Consider the following 16,029-nt stretch of genomic DNA (forward strand, 5'->3'; position numbering starts at 1 on the left):
ACTGCCTCCGCCCGTCCGTCGGACGTCGTCGCGCGCTCGCCGCCTCGGGGGCTCGGTCACTCCGCCACTCCGCCCGGTAGCTGCCGTCCGCGGCTCGCACAGCGCCGACCGCGGCTCGGCCGCGATGTCGGTGGCCGGTCCTATCGTCGATGACATGGACGGGCAGGACCAGCACGACGCCGCCGACGGCGGCAGTGCGGCGGCGATGTCAGTGGTCGGTCCTACCGTCGGGGACATGGACGGGCAGCCCCAGCACAACGACACCGCCGCCGACGGCGGCCGGGCGGCGATGTCAGTGGTCGGTCCTACCGTCGGGGGTATGGACGGTGAGGGCGCGGAGGTGACCGGGGAGGGTTCGCCGGTCTCGGTCCGGGTGGTCAACGACGCCGCCGTGGGCATGTTCGTGGCGGTGACGGTGCTGTGGTCCGCGGTCGCCACCGCCGAGGCCCGGCTGGCGATGGAGATGGCCGAGGAGGTCGGCGCCGCGCTCGCCGCTGCCGGCGTGGCCGACCCCGCGGAAGCGCAGATCACCGCTGCCCCCGCCGGCGATGAGGTTCCGGCTCCCGCCAGCGATCAGGTTCCGTCCCCCACCCCCACCGGTGATGACGTCCCGGCCCCCGCCTCCGCCGGCGACGAGGCCGGTGGGCGAGAGCCGGCGGTGCAGGCCGCCCAGGCCGGCGAGGGACAGTACGCCCATACCGCCGCGGGGAAGAGCGCGCCGGCCGCCGGGCAGGACGACGCAGACGCAAACGCAAACGCCGACGGCGACGGCGCTGATGACGCTGACGGCGGCGACGGTGCTGGTGCCGGTGGTGCTGGGTCTTCGGTGCGGGGGGTGTTCTCGGCGGCGGCGGTGGCGTTGGAGCGGACCGTTCCCGGGCCTGGGCTGGCTCGGACGCTGGCCGGGGCGAGCCTGGCCGATGCGGATGACGCCACGGTGGTGGAGATGATCGCCGGGTGGGAGCGGCTGGCCGCCTGGGTGACCTCCCAGCAGGCAAGGGCGGTGGCCGAGCTGCACGCCCGCCGCAACCGGGGCCGGCCGGGCAGCAGCATCAGGCACCGGGGCGTGGTCTTCGAGGTGGAGGCCCGCCTGCACACCACCCAGTACGCCGCCGAGTCCAAGGTCGGCCTGGCCCTGACCCTGGAGAGCTTCCCGGCCGTGGCCGACGCCCTCACCCGCGGTGAGATCGACGCGCGCAAGGCCGAGGTGCTCTGCACCGCCGAGCCCGGCCTGCCCGACGCCGACCGCCGCCAGGTCCACCGCCGGGTGCTGCCCGGCGCCGGGGACATGACCGCCCCTCAGCTGCGTGAGGAGATCCGCCGGGCCGCGCTGGAGGCCGACGTCGCCGCCGCCGAGCGGCGGCACCAGGCGGCCTACGCCAAGCGCCGGGTGATGGTCGAGCCGGCCGATGACACCATGAGCTGGGTCAGCGCCTACCTGCGCGCGGACAACGCCGAGGTGGTCCGGGTGGCCCTGGACGCCCTCGCCGCGGCCGCCAAGGCCCCCGGGGAGACTCGCACCCTGGACCAGCGCCGCGCCGACGCCCTCACCGACGTCTTCACCGGCATTCTCAACACCGGCACCAGCCCCGCCGGCATCCCCCTGCCCACCCAGCACGGCCGCCGCCCACACCTGCAGGTCACCGTCGCCGCCGGCACCCTCCTCGGCCTGGACGACCAGGTCGCCGAGCTCGCCGGGTACGGGCCCATCCCGGCCGACCTGGCCCGGCAGATCGCCCAGGACGCCACCTGGCGGGCGCTGTTCACCGACGCCGCCACCGGGGAGTTCCTCGCCCTGGGCACCAAGACCTACCGGCCCGGGGCGGACCTGACCCGCACCATCATCGCCCGCGACGTGACCTGTACCTTCACCGGCTGCCGGATCCCGGCCGGGCGCTGCCAGATCGACCACATCATCGCCTTCAACCATGCGATGGCGGACCTGCTCGAGCAGACCACGAGGGAGAACCTCCACGCCGGTTGCACCGGCCACCACGAGGCCAAGACCTCCGGGGGGTGGTCCGTCTCCCGCGACCCCACCACCGGCGTCATCACCTGGACCGCCCCCACCGGCCACCGCTACCCCCGCCAGCCCGTCCGGCCCCCCGGCCCCTGGCGCAACCAGCCTCACTAGCCCGACCAGGGCGGCCCCGACCCCTACGGCCCCGACCAACCCATCCCCTTCTGAGCCGCACCAGGCTGGCCGACCGTCGCGACTTCGGCCGCCCTGTAGCGCCGCCGGCACCGCTCGACGGTCGATCGTGGACAGCCGTCCCCACGTCCGGCGAACCGGCACCCCCGAAGGGCCCACGATAGAACGGGTTGCGCCGCGGGCCTGGTCCCGCCGTGGGCCCTTCCGTCGGCTCCTGTTCACCCCGCTCCGGTCTCGGGGGTGACCGGTTGCCTGAGGATGGTGCGCCGTCTCTCGGGAGGAACCCGGCGAAAATCGCTGAGGTAGATCTCGTGGTGCTTGCCGACCATGCGCCACCCATGGCCGGGAATGAACTCCTGATGCAGCTTCGCGAGCAGGTTGGCTTCGTCGTCGAAGGAACCGACGTGCAGCGCCTGCACACAACGGCCCTCGGACAGGGGCGCCAGGCGGACGTCATCGAGACGCGCTGGCCGGCGCTGCGTCCCGGTTTCCTCCACCGCGTCCGTGTACATGTCCCTGCCCAGCCAGCCCGGCACCATGAGCATCAGCGTCCAGTCCCACCGCGACTTGTCCCGCGCCGCCGTGAAGGAGTCCATGTCCTTCGCCCACCACAGGCCTTCCAGGGGCGGGACGACGTAGTCGCGCCCGAGCTCTCGCTTGCTGGCGAACTTGAGCGTGAAGGCAACCGGGTAGAGTGTCTCGACCGCCTCGGCGAAGGCCGGCGAGGTGTTGGGATCGCCGTGGCCGTCGATCATCAGGTACTGCATGTCGGGCACGTCCAGGACGCGGAACCGGTCCCGTTGCGCCTGGTAGGCATCGAGAGTCTTCTTGAAGTCGGTCTTGCCGGTCATCGGGCTGGTCATCGGGCACCTGGACTCGACTGGCGAGCAGACGGGGGAAGCGCCGACGCTAGGCCAGTCCCAGGGGTTCGGGCAAGGTCGACCGGCGAGCGCAGTCAGCCGCAGCCGGGGCAGGTAGGCAGCGCGGGCGCTGCGGCCACTGCCCGGCGGTCCAGCAGGGCAGTGGCCGCGGGCGAGGGCACCGAAGCCGATCAAGGTCGGACACCCTCGGAGTCGGAGTCGGAGTCGGAGTCGGTGCACTGCACCGTGGTCGCAGTGCCGGCGATGCACCGGTCGATCGACGGCGACCACGAGCCGCGTGAGCACCTCTCACCGTTCAGACAGCGCAGGACGGTCCAGCTCGGTGGTCTGTCCTGCGGAACGACGAAGGCCCTCCTTGAGCCCGAACCAGCCCACGCAGACGACGAGCGCGACCTGCAACAGGTAGCTCGCGATCACCGCCCAGCGGCCGAGCGCGTCGACCGGAAGGCCGACGAACACGACGATGTAGACGACTCCGACGACCACGACCCACCGGGGCAGCGCTCGCGAGAGGAACGCGCACACGAGTGCGGCCAGCATCGCGACGGCGATGGCGAGCTGGGTGGCGATGATGGTCGGCACCAGTACGTGGATGCCCTCGTTCAGCATGTCGAACCGAGCGCGGGCGTCCGGTTCGGGGTCGGTCAGCGCGAGGGCGAACGGCAGGGCCTCGGCGGTGACCACGAGCGCGAACAGGATGCCGGCGGTGCCCGCGAGGAACCCAGCCGCGACGGTCACCGGGGCGGTCCGACCGCGCGCGAGCAGCACGAGGAAGATTGCGGTCGCGACCCACGACACCGCGTAGCCCGGTCCGTTCAGGTACAGGTTCAGCGGCCAGTAGGTCTCGCCGAGCAGCTGCACGTCGTCGTAGGAGAGCGAGCCGTCGAACGGCGGTTCGAGGGTCGTTGCGATCGTGCGTGCCGTCAGCGCGACGAGCAGGACGACGAACAGAGCGATCAGCGCAGCGCGCATCGCGTGGTGCGAGGTGCCGACCGCGACGCGGGCGGGGGCAAGGCGAGACATGGGTACCTCCGGGGATCCGTGGGTGCCACGTGGCACCGGAGGCCAACGTTTGCCCCGTCACCGTCCTCGCCGCATCGGTGTTTTCACCTATCTGGCGTCGCGGCTCACGTGCTGCGGGGTCCGTCGGCGACGGCGACACGGTCCAGCCAGATCCTGGCGGCGCGCACACGGCGATTGGCTGCCGAGTCACGCTCGAGCCCGAGCTTGGTGAAGATCGACCTCAGGTGCGCGTCGACCGTGCGCTCCGACACCACGAGCGCCGCCGCGATGCCCGCGTTGCTCGCTCCCTCGGCGAGCAGCGCCAGCACCTCGTTCTCCCGGGGGGTCAGCGCGGTCAGCGCGACCTCTGCGCGGTCCTTGTTGTTCCCTGAGGTCGGCGCAGCGGCGGGCGCCGGCCTGACAGGTACCTCGGACGGACCGCCGCCGGTATCCGTCTCCGCGTGGTCGACCACCGCTCGGTCGGTCACCAGCGCACGCCCGAGCGACCCGGCACCAACCCACGCGGCGGCAGCCGCGGCGAGCGTCAGTGCGGCGATCAGGAGCGCGACCGCCGTCGGCGCGAGGTGGAGGGAGGGCGCCGCGATCAGCGTCCCCCCGGCGGCGACGACAAGCGCACCGGCCGCGAGCACGACCCCCCGGACGACGGCGGCCGTTCGCCGCGTGCTCACTGCGCCGCGCGCCGCGAGCACGGCGCACGCCGAGGACATCGCGGTTCCCGCGCCCAGCGCGACGAGGAACGCGACGGAGCCGAGTGCCGGGTCCACCGCCCCCGGTTCGCGGGCGACGGCGAGCAGCAGGCAGAAGGCGATGACGAGCGGGGCTGCCGTCGCACCCGCCGCGGCGACGCCGAGGTGGGCGCGGGCGCTGCCGCGCGACGTCAGAGCGGCCCGCCACAGTGCGATGGGGATCAGCAGGGTCGCGCCCGCGCCGGCGATGGTCGCAGCATCCCCGAGCCCGGAGAGTCGCGTGCGCCAGGCCTCGGGGGCGATCGTGGGAAGGCCGGCGAACGGGTCACCAGGGACGCTGAGCAGGAGATTCGCCAGGGCACTGACGCACACCACGCTGACGAGCACGACGTGCGTCCAGGGCGTGCCCGGGCCACGCACCGCCGCCGAGGCCGTCAGCTGCATGAGCGCTACCGGGGGAATCCACGCGGTGTTCCAGACTGCTACGGCAGCTGTCGCGGCTGGACTCGCCGTCGCAGACAGGAGGACCGCCGCCACGGCGCAGGCGAGGTAGGCCACGAGCGACCACGCCAGCCAGCCGCTCGCTCTCGCCGCAACCGGCGAGAGGTCGGTGAGCCGGGCATGCGCGACGGCGGCGAGGATGGCGCCCGCCGCGAGCGCGCAGGCTCCCACCGGATCGGTCGCGAAGCCCTGGTCCCCCGCCATCGGCAGCCCGATGAGTACGACGGCGCAGGCCGTGCCCGCGACCGCGCCGACCTGCGGGCCCGACCACCGGGGCCGCGGCAGCGGCGCCCGCGTGGCCATTTCGTTCACGACAGTTCCGCCCGCTCGTGGGCTTGCACGACGTTCGACGTACCGTCGAATGATGGATCCGTGCCCCTGGGCTCCGCCACACGAGCATGCTGCGGACGGCAGGACTCGAACCGGCGATGTCGCGGGCTTGGACAACGACCTCCTGGTGGGCCCGGCCGGTCTCGAACCGACGACCTCCGCGGTGTAAGCGCGGCGCTCTACCCAGCTGAGCTACAGGCCCGTGCGCCGCGGCGCGCGGGACAGCCTAGTGCGTCGACGCTCGCGGCCGGCCGTCTGACGAGCAGGATCGCGCGGCGAGGCACCCGCACCGACGTCATCGCGGCGGCGAGGCACCGCATCGACGTCATCGCGCGCCGATGCATCGGCGACCAACGCCATCGCGCGGCGATGCACCCGCAACAACGCCGTCGCGGCGTTGCGACGGCGACCAGCATCGTCGGGACGGCGCCAGCCGCGACGAGCGGGCCGGATGGGGGCACCGGCGACGACGCCGCCGGCGCCGCCGGCCGTCACCGCTGCCGGCTGCGGGCGGCGATCCGGATCCCGGACCACCCGGGGGCGGCGGCCACCACCGAGGTGGCGTGCATGCCGGCCGTGCGGGCGGCCTCCTCGATGTCGGCCGGGCGCACGTGCCCCGGCCGGCCCGGCTTGGGGGTCAGCACCCAGATCAGGCCGCCGTCGTCGAGGTTCGCCTGGGCGTCGACGAGGAGGTCGGTGAGGTCCTCCTCCGCCGCGTCGTCCTCCCGCCACCAGATGAGCGTGCCGTCGCAGACGTCGCCGTAGTCCTCGCCCACGAGCGGCGCGCCGGTGGCCTCGGCCACCGCTTCGCGCACCGCCGGGTCGACGTCGTCGTCGTACCCGAACTCCTGGATCACCTGGCCGGTGGTGAAGCCAAAACCGCTCGCCACCGTGCCCGCGCTGCCTGCCACGTCACTCCTGCCTCTCCTGGGGCACGCCCCGTCCGTGACCGGCCGGGGGCTCCCGGGTCCGGCACTGTGCGCTTACCCCACCGCACCGGCGCCCCCGGGTGCAAGCCCGGCCCCCTCGCCGTCGGTGGGCGGGTACGTTGTCGGGAGAGTCACAAGCCACCGGCCGGTCCGTGCTCGCGTCGGGGATGGTCAAGGGATGACAATGGTCCCGCCCGACGAAGGTACGGCACCGCCAGCGTCGTCACCGTCGACGCCTGATTGCGAGAAGAGGGAAGCGTGAGTTCACGAGACAGCTCCACGCCGCTGATCAACGGCCTGCTCAGCCAGGTCGGCGACATCGACGCCGAGGAGACCCAGGAGTGGCTGGACTCCTTCGACGGGCTCATCGAGGAGCGGGGCGGCCCGCGGGCCCGGTACATCATGCTCAACCTGCTCAAGCGGGCCCGGGAGCGCAGCATCGCCATCCCCACCAGCCTGAACACGCCGTACGTGAACACGATCGGCGTGCACGAGGAGCCCTACTTCCCGGGTGACGAGGCCGCGGAGCGCAAGTACCGCGGCTGGATCCGGTGGAACGCCGCCGTGATGGTCACCCGGGCGCAGCGGCCCGGGGTCAGCGTCGGCGGCCACATCTCCACCTACGCCTCGGTGGCCACGCTGTACGAGGTGGGCATGAACCACTTCTTCCGGGGCAAGGACCACCCGGGCGGCGGGGACCAGGTGTTCTTCCAGGGCCACGCCGCGCCCGGCAACTACGCCCGCGCCTACCTCGAGGGCCGCCTGAGCGAGGAGGACCTCGACGGCTTCCGCCAGGAGTACTCCTCCCCGCACGGCATTCCCTCCTACCCCCACCCCCGGCGCATGCCGGAGTTCTGGGAGTTCCCCACCGTCTCCATGGGCCTGGGCCCGGCGCAGGCGATCTACCAGGCCTGGGTGAACAAGTACCTGCACGAGCGGGGGATCAAGGACACCTCCGAGCAGCACGTGTGGGCCTTCCTCGGCGACGGCGAGATGGACGAGCCGGAGTCGCGCGGGATGCTGCAGCACGCCGTGCAGCAGAACCTGGACAACCTCACCTTCGTCGTCAACTGCAACCTGCAGCGGCTGGACGGCCCGGTGCGCGGCAACGGCAAGATCATCCAGGAGCTGGAGGCGTTCTTCCGGGGCGCCGGCTGGAACGTCATCAAGGTCATCTGGGGCCGGGAGTGGGACCCGCTGCTCAACGCGGACAAGGACCGCGCCCTGGTCAACCTGATGAACAACACCCCGGACGGGGACTACCAGACGTACAAGGCGAACGACGGCGCCTACGTGCGTGAGCACTTCTTCGGCCGCGACCCGCGGACCAAGGAGCTCGTCCGGAACATGAGCGACGACGAGATCTGGGCGCTCAAGCGCGGCGGGCACGACTACCGCAAGCTCTACGCCGCCTACAAGGCGGCCCAGGAGCACACCGGCCAGCCGACGGTCGTGCTCGCGCACACCGTCAAGGGCTACGGCCTGGGCCCGAGCTTCGCGGGGCGCAACGCCACGCACCAGATGAAGAAGATGAAGACCACGGACCTGAAGATGCTGCGGGACTCCCTGCGCATCCCGATCCCGGACGAGCGGCTCGAGGACCCCTACAGCGCCCCGTACTACCGCCCCGACGACTCCGACGAGACGCTGCAGTACATGCTGGAGCGGCGCCGGGCCCTCGGCGGCTTCCTGCCCGAGCGGCGGGACCCGCACAAGACCCTGACCCTGCCGGACGACAAGCCGTACCAGATCCTCGCCAAGGGCTCCGGGCACCAGGAGGTCGCCACCACCATGGCGTTCGTCCGGCTGCTCAAGGAGCTGATGAAGGACAAGGAGATCGGCCGGCGGATCGTGCCGATCATCCCCGACGAGGCGCGCACGTTCGGCCTGGACGCCATCTTCCCCACCGCGAAGATCTTCAACGTCAAGGGCCAGAACTACACCTCGGTCGACCACGACCTGATGCTCAGCTACAAGGAGTCCGAGCAGGGGCAGATCCTGCACACCGGCATCAACGAGGCCGGCTCGGCGGCCGCGATGCAGGTCGTCGGCACGAGCTACGCCGTCCACGGCGAGCCGATGATCCCGGTCTACATCTTCTACTCGATGTTCGGGTTCCAGCGCACCGGCGACCAGCTCTGGGCCGCCGGCGACCAGCTCGCCCGCGGGTTCATCATCGGCGCCACGGCCGGGCGCACCACGCTGGCCGGGGAGGGCACTCAGCACATGGACGGGCACTCCCCCGTGCTCGCCTCCACCAACCCGGCGGTCGTGCACTACGACCCGGCCTACGCCTACGAGATCCGGCACATCGTCCGGGACGGCCTGCAGCGGATGTACGGGGAGGACTCACGGGACCCCAACGTCATGTACTACCTCACGGTGTACAACGAGCCGATGCCGCAGCCGGCCGAGCCGGCCGACCTCGACGTCGACGGCGTCCTGCGGGGCATCTACCGCCTCGCCGCACCGGAGGGCGACGGGCCGCGGGCCCAGCTGCTCGCCTCGGGCGTCGGCGTGCCGTGGGCGCTGCACGCCCGGGAGCTGCTCGCCGAGGACTGGGGCGTTCGTGCCGGCGTCTGGTCGGTGACGAGCTGGTACGAGCTGCGCAAGGACGGCCTGGAGGCCGACCGGCACAACTTCCTCCACCCCGAGCAGGAGCACCGCGAGGCGTACCTGACCACCAAGCTCCGGGACGCTGGCGGCCCGTTCGTGGCCACCAGCGACTACGAGCACCAGGTCCAGGACTCCATCCGGTCCTGGGTCCCGGGGGACTACTACACCCTCGGCGCGGACGGGTTCGGCTACTCCGACACCCGCGCCGCCGCGCGGCGCCAGCTGTTCATCGACGCCCACTCCATGGTGGTCCGCACCCTCCAGGCGCTGGCCGACCGCGGCGAGATCGACGCGGACGTCCCGCGCCAGGCGATCGAGCGGTACGACCTGTTCAACGTCCTCGCCGGACAGTCCGGCACCGCCGGCGGCGAGTCCTGACCCTCCTGCCGCTCGGGCAGCGCTGACGGGCCCCACCCGACGGGTGGGGCCCGTCAGCGCTTGTGGCCGCGACGTCGGGCGCCGTCAGGTCGCGCCGACGACGCGGACGTGTCGGCCACCACCTGCCGGGGCATGGCCGCGGCGGTAGGCGCGCGAACGAAGCGGAAGGGTCCGAAGGGAACGTCGCGGACGCCGGGGCAAGGCGTTGGCGGGCGGGCGCCCAGGGCCAGGTCCTCCGCGGGCAGTCCGCCCAGGGCCAGGTCCCCGGCGCGCAGTCAGCCAGGGGCCACTCTTCCGCGGACAGGTTCCGCGGGCTCAGCCCTGCGGGTGCGCGGCCTCCGCCTCACCCACCACGCGCTCGAGCTCGACGGCGACGGCGGCCGCGCCGGCCTGGTCGCTGGACTGCCGGAGCTCCTCCAGGTGCCGGCGAGCCTCCAGCGGACGACCGGCCTCCACGCACGCCAGGACGAGCTGCCTTCCGGCCTCGACCACGTGCTCCTTGGGGTTCCAGTGCCCCACCCCGAGGCCGATGGCCTCCCCCGGCTGCCCGGCCTCGCGCAGCATCCGGATGCTCTCGGCCACGGCCTGGCCGGTGCTGTCCCGCTCGCAGGCTCCGTTCAGGCGCCGCATCGCGCCGTCGTGGTCGTCCGCCAGGGACAGCCGGGCGAGCTCGATGAGGGCGTACCAGGCGCGGGGGTTGCCCGCGATCTCCTCGGCCAGGGCCCAGACGGCCAGGTTCTCCGCGCGCTCGCGGTCCGCCGGCTCCGGGTCACCCGTGAGCGGGTCCGCCGGCCCCACCCCGGCCGCGCGGCGGCGCACCACCTCGGCGAGCGCGCGGAAGGCCGCGATGTCGTTGGGATCGTCCACCAGCCGGCCGCGGAGGGCGTCCTCGCGCGGGGCGTCGGGAGTGCGCGGCACCGCTGAGGGTCGCCGCAGTCCCACCCGCGTTGCCGGTCGTCGGCGAGCGAGGAGGGAGCGCAGTCGGTCCAGCAGAGCCATGACGATGACAGTAGCCGCAACCACCCCCAGCCGCCGGACTCTGGCTCCGCCGCAGCGCCAAGAACCGCACCACCACGCGGTTTTTCGCGTGTCCGACACGGGGCGCCAGGGGCTCGCTGGCCGTGGTCCCGCTGCCCGCGCAGGCCCGGCGGGCCGCGGTCCCGCAGCCCCCGCAGGCCGGCAGGCCACGGTCCCGCAGCCCCCGCAGGCCGGGTCAGCCGAAGGTGCCGTGCGGCAGGCGTGCGCCGGCCATCCCGGGGCCCGCACCCCACCGCGCCCACCCCCGGCCAGGCCACCCGCAGGCCGTCCTATGCTCCCCCTCATGGGAGCCGGTGAGCGGTCGGGGCGCAACGAGGGGAGCTCCGAGGTCGTCCGGCGGCTGCGCGGCGGCTCGGACATGCTCACCGCCGCGGCCCTGAAGCGTCTCGACGCCGAGGTGGACTGGTACCGGGACCTCGCGGCGGAGGACCGGTCCTGGATCGGGATGGTGGCCCAGGCCGGCATCGCCGCCTTCATCTCCTGGTACGAGCAGCCGTCCGCCGCCTCCTACAACGCCCAGGAGATCTTCCGGGCCGCCCCGCCCGAGCTCACCCGCTCGATCTCCCTCCAGCACACCCTCCAGCTCGTCCGCATCGTGGTGGAGGTGGTGGAGGACAACGCCGTCCAGCTCGCCGAGCCCGGCCACCAGCGCGACCTGCGCGACGCCGTGCTGCTCTACTCCCGGGAGGTCGCCTTTTCCGCGGCGGAGGTCTACGCCCGGGCCGCGGAGACCCGCGGCGCCTGGGACGCGCGGCTGGAGGCCCTGGTGGTGGACTCCCTCGTCCGCGGCGTCGCCGACGAGTCCCTCCGCTCGCGGGTCTCCGCCCTGGGCTGGTCCGGGCGCGGCCGCACGCTCGTCGTCGCCGCCCAGGCCGCCTCGCCGATGGACGAGCGGCGTACCGCCGACCTGCGCCGCGCCTGCCGCCGCGCCGCCCTGGACGCGCTGGTGGGCATCCAGGGCGACCGGATCATCGCCGTCCTCGGCGGCGAGGGCGACCTGCGCGCGGCCGCCGAGGCCCTCCTCCCCCGGCTCGGTCCCGGGCCGGTGGTGCTCGGCCCCCAGGTGCACGGCATCGCCGACGCCGGCCGCTCGGCCCGCGCCGCCGTCGCCGCGCTCCTCGCCGTGCCGGCCTGGCCCCGGGCGCCCCGGCCGGTCCTCGCCGACGAGCTGCTGCCCGAGCGGATGCTCAACGGCGACCCCCTCGCCCGGCGGACCCTGGTGGAGGACCTCTACAAACCGCTCCTGGCCGGCGGCGCGCCGCTGGTGCAGACGCTCGAGGAGTACCTCGCCCAGGGCCGCTCCCTGGAGGGCGCCGCCCGCGCGCTGTACGTCCACCCCAACACCGTGCGGTACCGGCTCCGGCGGATCGGCCAGCTCGTCGGCTGGGACCCCACCGACCCCCGCGAGGGCTTCGTGCTGCAGGTCGCGCTCGCCGTCGGCCGGCTCGCCCAGACGGCCGCACCGCACACCGGCCTCTGACCAACCGCACACCGGTCGCTAGCCAACCGTGCGGGACCCGGTACGCCACCGCGCCGCCCGCTCCCGGCGGCCCGTCCGCCCGCCCCCGGCCGGCCTGGACGAGCGTCTGCCCGCTCCTCGGCGGCCTACGCGCGTCCGACCGCCCCGGCGCGCCCGGCCGAGCCGCCGGACGACCACAGAGGTGACCCACCTCACCGCTTTGTGAGGTCCGCACAACCGGACCCCCGCCGGTTGGTAGGCGTCGGAGGCGGGCCGGGACCGGCCTCCTTGGCAAGGTAGACGGGTGCTCGCCGTCCTGTGCCCTGGTCAGGGTGCCCAGAAGCCCGGCATGCTCACCCCCTGGCTGGCCGACCCGGCGGCGCGGGACCGGCTGGACGGCTACGCCGAGACGGTCGGGCTGGACCTGGTCGCGCTGGGCACCACCGCCGACGCGGAGACCATCCGGGACACCCGGGTCGCGCAGCCGCTGCTGGTGGCCGCGTCCCTGCTCAGCTTCCACGCCCTGGTCGACGGCGGGACCGCGGCCGGCGACGACGTCTCCGGGAGCGCCGGCGGTGGGGTTTCCGACGGCGGCCGCGCACCCGCCGTCGTGCCCGGGCCCGACGTTGTCGCCGGCCACTCCGTCGGCGAGCTCGCCGCCGCCGCGGTCGCCGGGGTGCTCAGCGACGACGACGCCCTCACCCTCGTCCGCGAGCGGGGGGCGGCCATGGCCGACGCCGCCGCCGCCCGCCCCACCGGCATGGCCGCCGTCGTCGGCGGGCAGCCCGCGCAGGTCACCGAGGCCCTCGACCGGCACGGCCTGACCGCCGCCAACGTCAACGGCGGCGGCCAGGTGGTCGCGGCCGGCACGGCCGAGCAGCTCGCCGCCCTGCAGGCCGACCCGCCCCAGCGCGCCCGGGTCGTGCCGCTGCCGGTGGCCGGGGCGTTCCACACCGCGCACATGGCCCCGGCCGTGGACCGGGTCCGGGCCGCCGCCGCCGCGCTGCACCCGGCCGAGCCCGCCGTCACCCTGCTGTCCAACGCCGACGGCGAACCCGTCACCTCCGGCACCGCCGCCCTGGACCGGCTGGTCGCCCAGGTCGCGAGCCCGGTGCGGTGGGACCTGTGCTGCGCGCAGATGCTCGCGCTCGGCGTCACCGGCGCGGTGGAGCTCTGCCCCGGCGGGGTGCTCACCGGGCTGGCCCGCCGTACCCTGCCGGGGGTAGAGACCGTGGCCCTGACGGGGCCGGCGGACCTGCCCGCCGCCCGCGACCTGATGACCCGCCACGGAGGAACCCGATGACCCGACCCGCCCTGCGCGCCCCCGAGCCGGTCCGCCACGCCCGGATCCTCGGCATCGGCGGGGTCCGCGGGGAGCGGGTCGTGCCCAACGCCGAGATCGTCGAGCCGATCAGCTCCTCGGACGAGTGGATCCAGCAGCGCACCGGCATCGTCACCCGCCGGTACGCCGCCCAGGGGACCACGGTCGCCGACCTCGCCGAGGGAGGTGCCCGCGAGGCGCTGGCCGCGGCCGGCGTCGACGGCGCCGACCTGGACGCCGTCATCGTCTCCACCGTCACCCACTTCGAGCAGACCCCCTCGCTGGCCGCGATCCTGGCGGACCGGCTCGGAGCCACCCCGGCGCCCGCCTACGACATCTCCGCCGCCTGCGCCGGGTACGCCTACGGCATCGCCCAGGCCGACGCGCTGGTCCGGGCCGGGACCGCCAGCCACGTGCTCGTCGTCGGCGTGGAGAAGATGTCGGACTTCATCGACCCCACCGACCGGTCGATCAGCTTCCTCCTCGGCGACGGCGCCGGGGCCGCCGTCGTCGGCCCCTCGGACACCCCGGGCATCGGCCGCACCGTCTGGGGCGCCGACGGCTCCGGCGCCGGCCTGATCGACCAGACGCACTCCTGGCTGGACTACCGCGACGCCGACGGCACCGAGGTGCCCTGGCCCACGCTGCGCCAGGAGGGGCCGAGCGTGTACAAGTGGGCCGTCTTCCAGATGACGCCGGTGGCGGAGGCGGCGATCACCGCCGCCGGGCTGGTGCCCGCCGACATCGACGTGTTCGTCCCGCACCAGGCGAACATGCGGATTATCGACCACATGGTCAAGAAGCTCGGGCTGCGCGAGGACGTCGTCGTCGCCCGGGACATCGCCGAGACCGGCAACACCTCGGCCGCCTCCATCCCGCTGGCCACCGAGCGGCTGCTGCGCGAGGGCCAGGCCAAGAGCGGGGACATCGCCCTGCAGATCGGCTTCGGCGCCGGGCTGGTCTACGCCGCCCAGGTGGTCGTCCTGCCCTGACCGTCCGGCGCGCCGCCTGGTGCGCCCGGCCCCGTGCCCACCACACTGTCCCCCGACCACCCCAAAGACCAACGAGAGCGGAGCGACCATGGCGTACAGCGAGCAGGAGATCCTCACCGGCCTGGCGGAGATCGTCAACGAGGAGACCGGCCTGCCGGTGGAGCAGGTGACGCCGGAGAAGTCCTTCACCGACGACCTGGACGTGGACTCCCTGTCCATGATGACCATCGCCACCCTCGCCGAGGAGAAGTTCGAGGTCCGGATCCCGGACGAGGAGGTCGGCAACCTCAAGACCGTGCAGGACGCCGTCAGCTACATCAACGGCGCCCAGGGCTGAACCGCGGCCGGGGGCGCACCGGGTGCGCCCCCGGGTCCCGGCCCGGCAACGAGCGCCGGACCCCCCAACCACGCGCCGCCCGCGGCGCCCGACCCCTGGAGCAGCACATGGCAGGGACCACCGTGGTCGTCACCGGCCTGGGCACCACCAACCCGCTCGGCGGGGACGTGGCGTCCACCTGGTCGGCGGCCCTGGCCGGGAAGTCCGGCGTGCACACGCTGGAGAACGACTGGGCCGAGCGGTACGGGCTGCCGGTGGACTTCGCCGCCGAGGTGGCGGTCAAGCCCGCCGACGTCCTGCCCCGGCCCGAGCTGCGCAAGATGGACCCCTCGGCGCAGTATGCGGTCATCGCCGCCCAGGAGGCCTGGGCCGACGCCGGCAGCCCGGAGGTACCCGGCGAGCGGCTCGGCGCCGTCGTCGCCACCGGCATCGGCGGGGTCTGGACCATCCTGGACGCCTGGGACGTCGTGAAGGAAAAGGGCGCGCGGCGGGTCATGCCGCTGACCGTGCCGATGCTCATGGCCAACTCCTCGGTCGCGAACGTCTCGGTGCGGTTCGGCGCCAAGGCCGGGGCGCACGCCCCCGTCTCCGCCTGCGCCTCCGGCGCCGAGGCGGTGGCCTACGGGGTGGAGATGATCCGCAGCGGCCGGGCCGACGTCGTCATCGCCGGCGGCACCGAGGCCGCGATCCACCCCATGCCGCTGGCCTCCTTCGCCAAGATGCAGGCCCTGTCCACCCGGACCGAGGACCCGGAGGGCGCCTCCCGGCCCTACGACGTCGCCCGCGACGGCTTCGTCATGGGCGAGGGCGCCGGGGTGGTCGTCCTGGAGTCCGCCGAGCACGCCGCGGCGCGCGGCGCCCGGGTGCACGCCACGCTCGCCGGGGTGGGCCTGTCCGCCGACGCCTACGACATCGCCCCGCCGGACCCCACCGGCGGCGGGCAGGAGCGGGCCATGCGAGCCGCGCTGACGGACTCCGGCTTGGCCGCCGACGACGTCGTCCACGTCAACGCGCACGCCACCTCCACGCCCGCCGGGGACGGGGTGGAGGCCGACGCCATCGCCCGCGTGCTCGGCGAGAGCGCGGCCGTCTCGGCGACGAAGTCCATGACCGGGCACCTGCTCGGCGGGGCCGGGGCGCTGGAGCTCGTCCTGACCGTGCTCGCCGTCCGGGAGCGGACCGCGCCGCCGACGATCAACGTCACCGACCCCGAGCCGGGGCTGCGCATCGACCTGGTCCGGGACGCCCCGCGCGACCTGCCCGCCGGGCCGGTCGCCGCGCTGAACAACGCGTTCGGGTTCGGCGGGCACAACGTCGCCCTGCTGGTCACCTCCGCCTGACGCGCCGCCGGCGCCGGACCGCCCCCGCCTGACGGCCCGCGCCTGA

Annotated in this window: 12 protein-coding genes and 1 tRNA gene; 7 read left to right on the forward strand and 6 right to left on the reverse strand. The window is 74.0% G+C overall.

Going from position 1 to position 16,029, the window contains the following annotated elements:
• Positions 1–154: 154 nt before the first annotated feature.
• A complete protein-coding gene (locus MF406_RS10870) occupies positions 155–2,134 on the forward strand; it encodes a DUF222 domain-containing protein (RefSeq protein ID WP_242893164.1) in 1,980 nt (659 codons plus the stop codon).
• A 236-nt stretch (positions 2,135–2,370) separates the two neighbouring features.
• Here MF406_RS10870 and MF406_RS10875 read toward each other — a convergent pair whose 3' ends face one another.
• The 5 genes from MF406_RS10875 to MF406_RS10895 all read right to left on the reverse strand — a co-directional run bounded on the left by MF406_RS10875 (position 2,371) and on the right by MF406_RS10895 (position 6,484).
• Entirely contained in the window at positions 2,371–3,015 is a 645-nt protein-coding gene (locus tag MF406_RS10875; RefSeq protein WP_242893179.1) for a GyrI-like domain-containing protein, read from the reverse strand.
• Between the two features lie 306 nt (positions 3,016–3,321).
• Positions 3,322–4,056, reverse strand: a complete 735-nt coding sequence (locus MF406_RS10880; RefSeq protein ID WP_242893182.1) for a hypothetical protein — start codon at positions 4,054–4,056, stop codon at positions 3,322–3,324.
• Between the two features lie 104 nt (positions 4,057–4,160).
• Positions 4,161–5,690 (reverse strand): helix-turn-helix transcriptional regulator, encoded by a 1,530-nt coding sequence (locus MF406_RS10885; protein WP_242893185.1) that lies wholly within the window; start codon positions 5,688–5,690, stop codon positions 4,161–4,163.
• Between the two features lie 8 nt (positions 5,691–5,698).
• Positions 5,699–5,775, reverse strand: a tRNA-Val gene (locus MF406_RS10890).
• A gap of 289 nt (positions 5,776–6,064) precedes the next feature.
• The gene (locus tag MF406_RS10895; RefSeq protein ID WP_242893201.1) at positions 6,065–6,484 is read right to left on the reverse strand and encodes a DUF3052 domain-containing protein; all 420 of its coding nucleotides are present in this window, start codon (positions 6,482–6,484) and stop codon (positions 6,065–6,067) included.
• Positions 6,485–6,760: 276 nt separating this feature from the next.
• Between MF406_RS10895 and aceE the strand changes: the two genes are divergently transcribed.
• On the forward strand, positions 6,761–9,496 hold the full coding sequence (aceE, locus tag MF406_RS10900) for a pyruvate dehydrogenase (acetyl-transferring), homodimeric type (RefSeq protein ID WP_242893204.1): 2,736 nt from the start codon (positions 6,761–6,763) through the stop codon (positions 9,494–9,496).
• 315 nt (positions 9,497–9,811) lie between these two features.
• On the opposite strand, the gene MF406_RS10905 is transcribed toward aceE, so the two are convergent.
• Positions 9,812–10,414, reverse strand: coding sequence for a hypothetical protein (locus tag MF406_RS10905; protein WP_242893206.1), 603 nt, complete (start codon positions 10,412–10,414; stop codon positions 9,812–9,814).
• 403 nt (positions 10,415–10,817) lie between these two features.
• On the opposite strand from MF406_RS10905, the gene MF406_RS10910 reads away from it, so the two are divergent.
• The 5 genes from MF406_RS10910 to MF406_RS10930 all read left to right on the forward strand — a co-directional run bounded on the left by MF406_RS10910 (position 10,818) and on the right by MF406_RS10930 (position 15,983).
• Positions 10,818–12,014: a CdaR family transcriptional regulator gene (locus tag MF406_RS10910; RefSeq protein ID WP_242893209.1), complete on the forward strand. Its 1,197-nt coding sequence runs from the start codon at positions 10,818–10,820 to the stop codon at positions 12,012–12,014.
• Between the two features lie 283 nt (positions 12,015–12,297).
• Positions 12,298–13,296 (forward strand): ACP S-malonyltransferase, encoded by a 999-nt coding sequence (locus MF406_RS10915; protein ID WP_242893212.1) that lies wholly within the window; start codon positions 12,298–12,300, stop codon positions 13,294–13,296.
• Positions 13,293–14,306 carry a beta-ketoacyl-ACP synthase III gene (locus MF406_RS10920; protein WP_242893215.1) on the forward strand — a complete coding sequence of 338 codons (1,014 nt, stop codon included), beginning with the start codon at positions 13,293–13,295 and terminating at the stop codon, positions 14,304–14,306. Before MF406_RS10915 ends, MF406_RS10920 begins: the two co-directional genes overlap by 4 nt.
• Positions 14,307–14,394: 88 nt before the next feature.
• The gene (locus MF406_RS10925) at positions 14,395–14,643 is read left to right on the forward strand and encodes an acyl carrier protein (protein ID WP_242893218.1); all 249 of its coding nucleotides are present in this window, start codon (positions 14,395–14,397) and stop codon (positions 14,641–14,643) included.
• 107 nt (positions 14,644–14,750) lie between these two features.
• The gene (locus MF406_RS10930) at positions 14,751–15,983 is read left to right on the forward strand and encodes a beta-ketoacyl synthase (RefSeq protein ID WP_242893221.1); all 1,233 of its coding nucleotides are present in this window, start codon (positions 14,751–14,753) and stop codon (positions 15,981–15,983) included.
• Positions 15,984–16,029 lie beyond the last annotated feature (46 nt).

The sequence above is a fragment of the Georgenia sp. TF02-10 genome (assembly GCF_022759505.1).
Classification (GTDB): domain Bacteria; phylum Actinomycetota; class Actinomycetes; order Actinomycetales; family Actinomycetaceae; genus TF02-10.

Excerpts from the sequence above, each read along its gene's own strand:
- MF406_RS10875 (WP_242893179.1), bottom strand. The coding sequence starts at position 3,015 with ATGACCAGCCCGATGACCGGCAAGACCGACTTCAAGAAGACTCTCGAT.
- MF406_RS10910 (WP_242893209.1), top strand. The coding sequence starts at position 10,818 with ATGGGAGCCGGTGAGCGGTCGGGGCGCAACGAGGGGAGCTCCGAGGTC.
- MF406_RS10920 (WP_242893215.1), top strand. The coding sequence starts at position 13,293 with ATGACCCGACCCGCCCTGCGCGCCCCCGAGCCGGTCCGCCACGCCCGG.
- MF406_RS10870 (WP_242893164.1), top strand. The coding sequence starts at position 155 with ATGGACGGGCAGGACCAGCACGACGCCGCCGACGGCGGCAGTGCGGCG.
- MF406_RS10930 (WP_242893221.1), top strand. The coding sequence starts at position 14,751 with ATGGCAGGGACCACCGTGGTCGTCACCGGCCTGGGCACCACCAACCCG.
- MF406_RS10925 (WP_242893218.1), top strand. The coding sequence starts at position 14,395 with ATGGCGTACAGCGAGCAGGAGATCCTCACCGGCCTGGCGGAGATCGTC.
- MF406_RS10880 (WP_242893182.1), bottom strand. The coding sequence starts at position 4,056 with ATGTCTCGCCTTGCCCCCGCCCGCGTCGCGGTCGGCACCTCGCACCAC.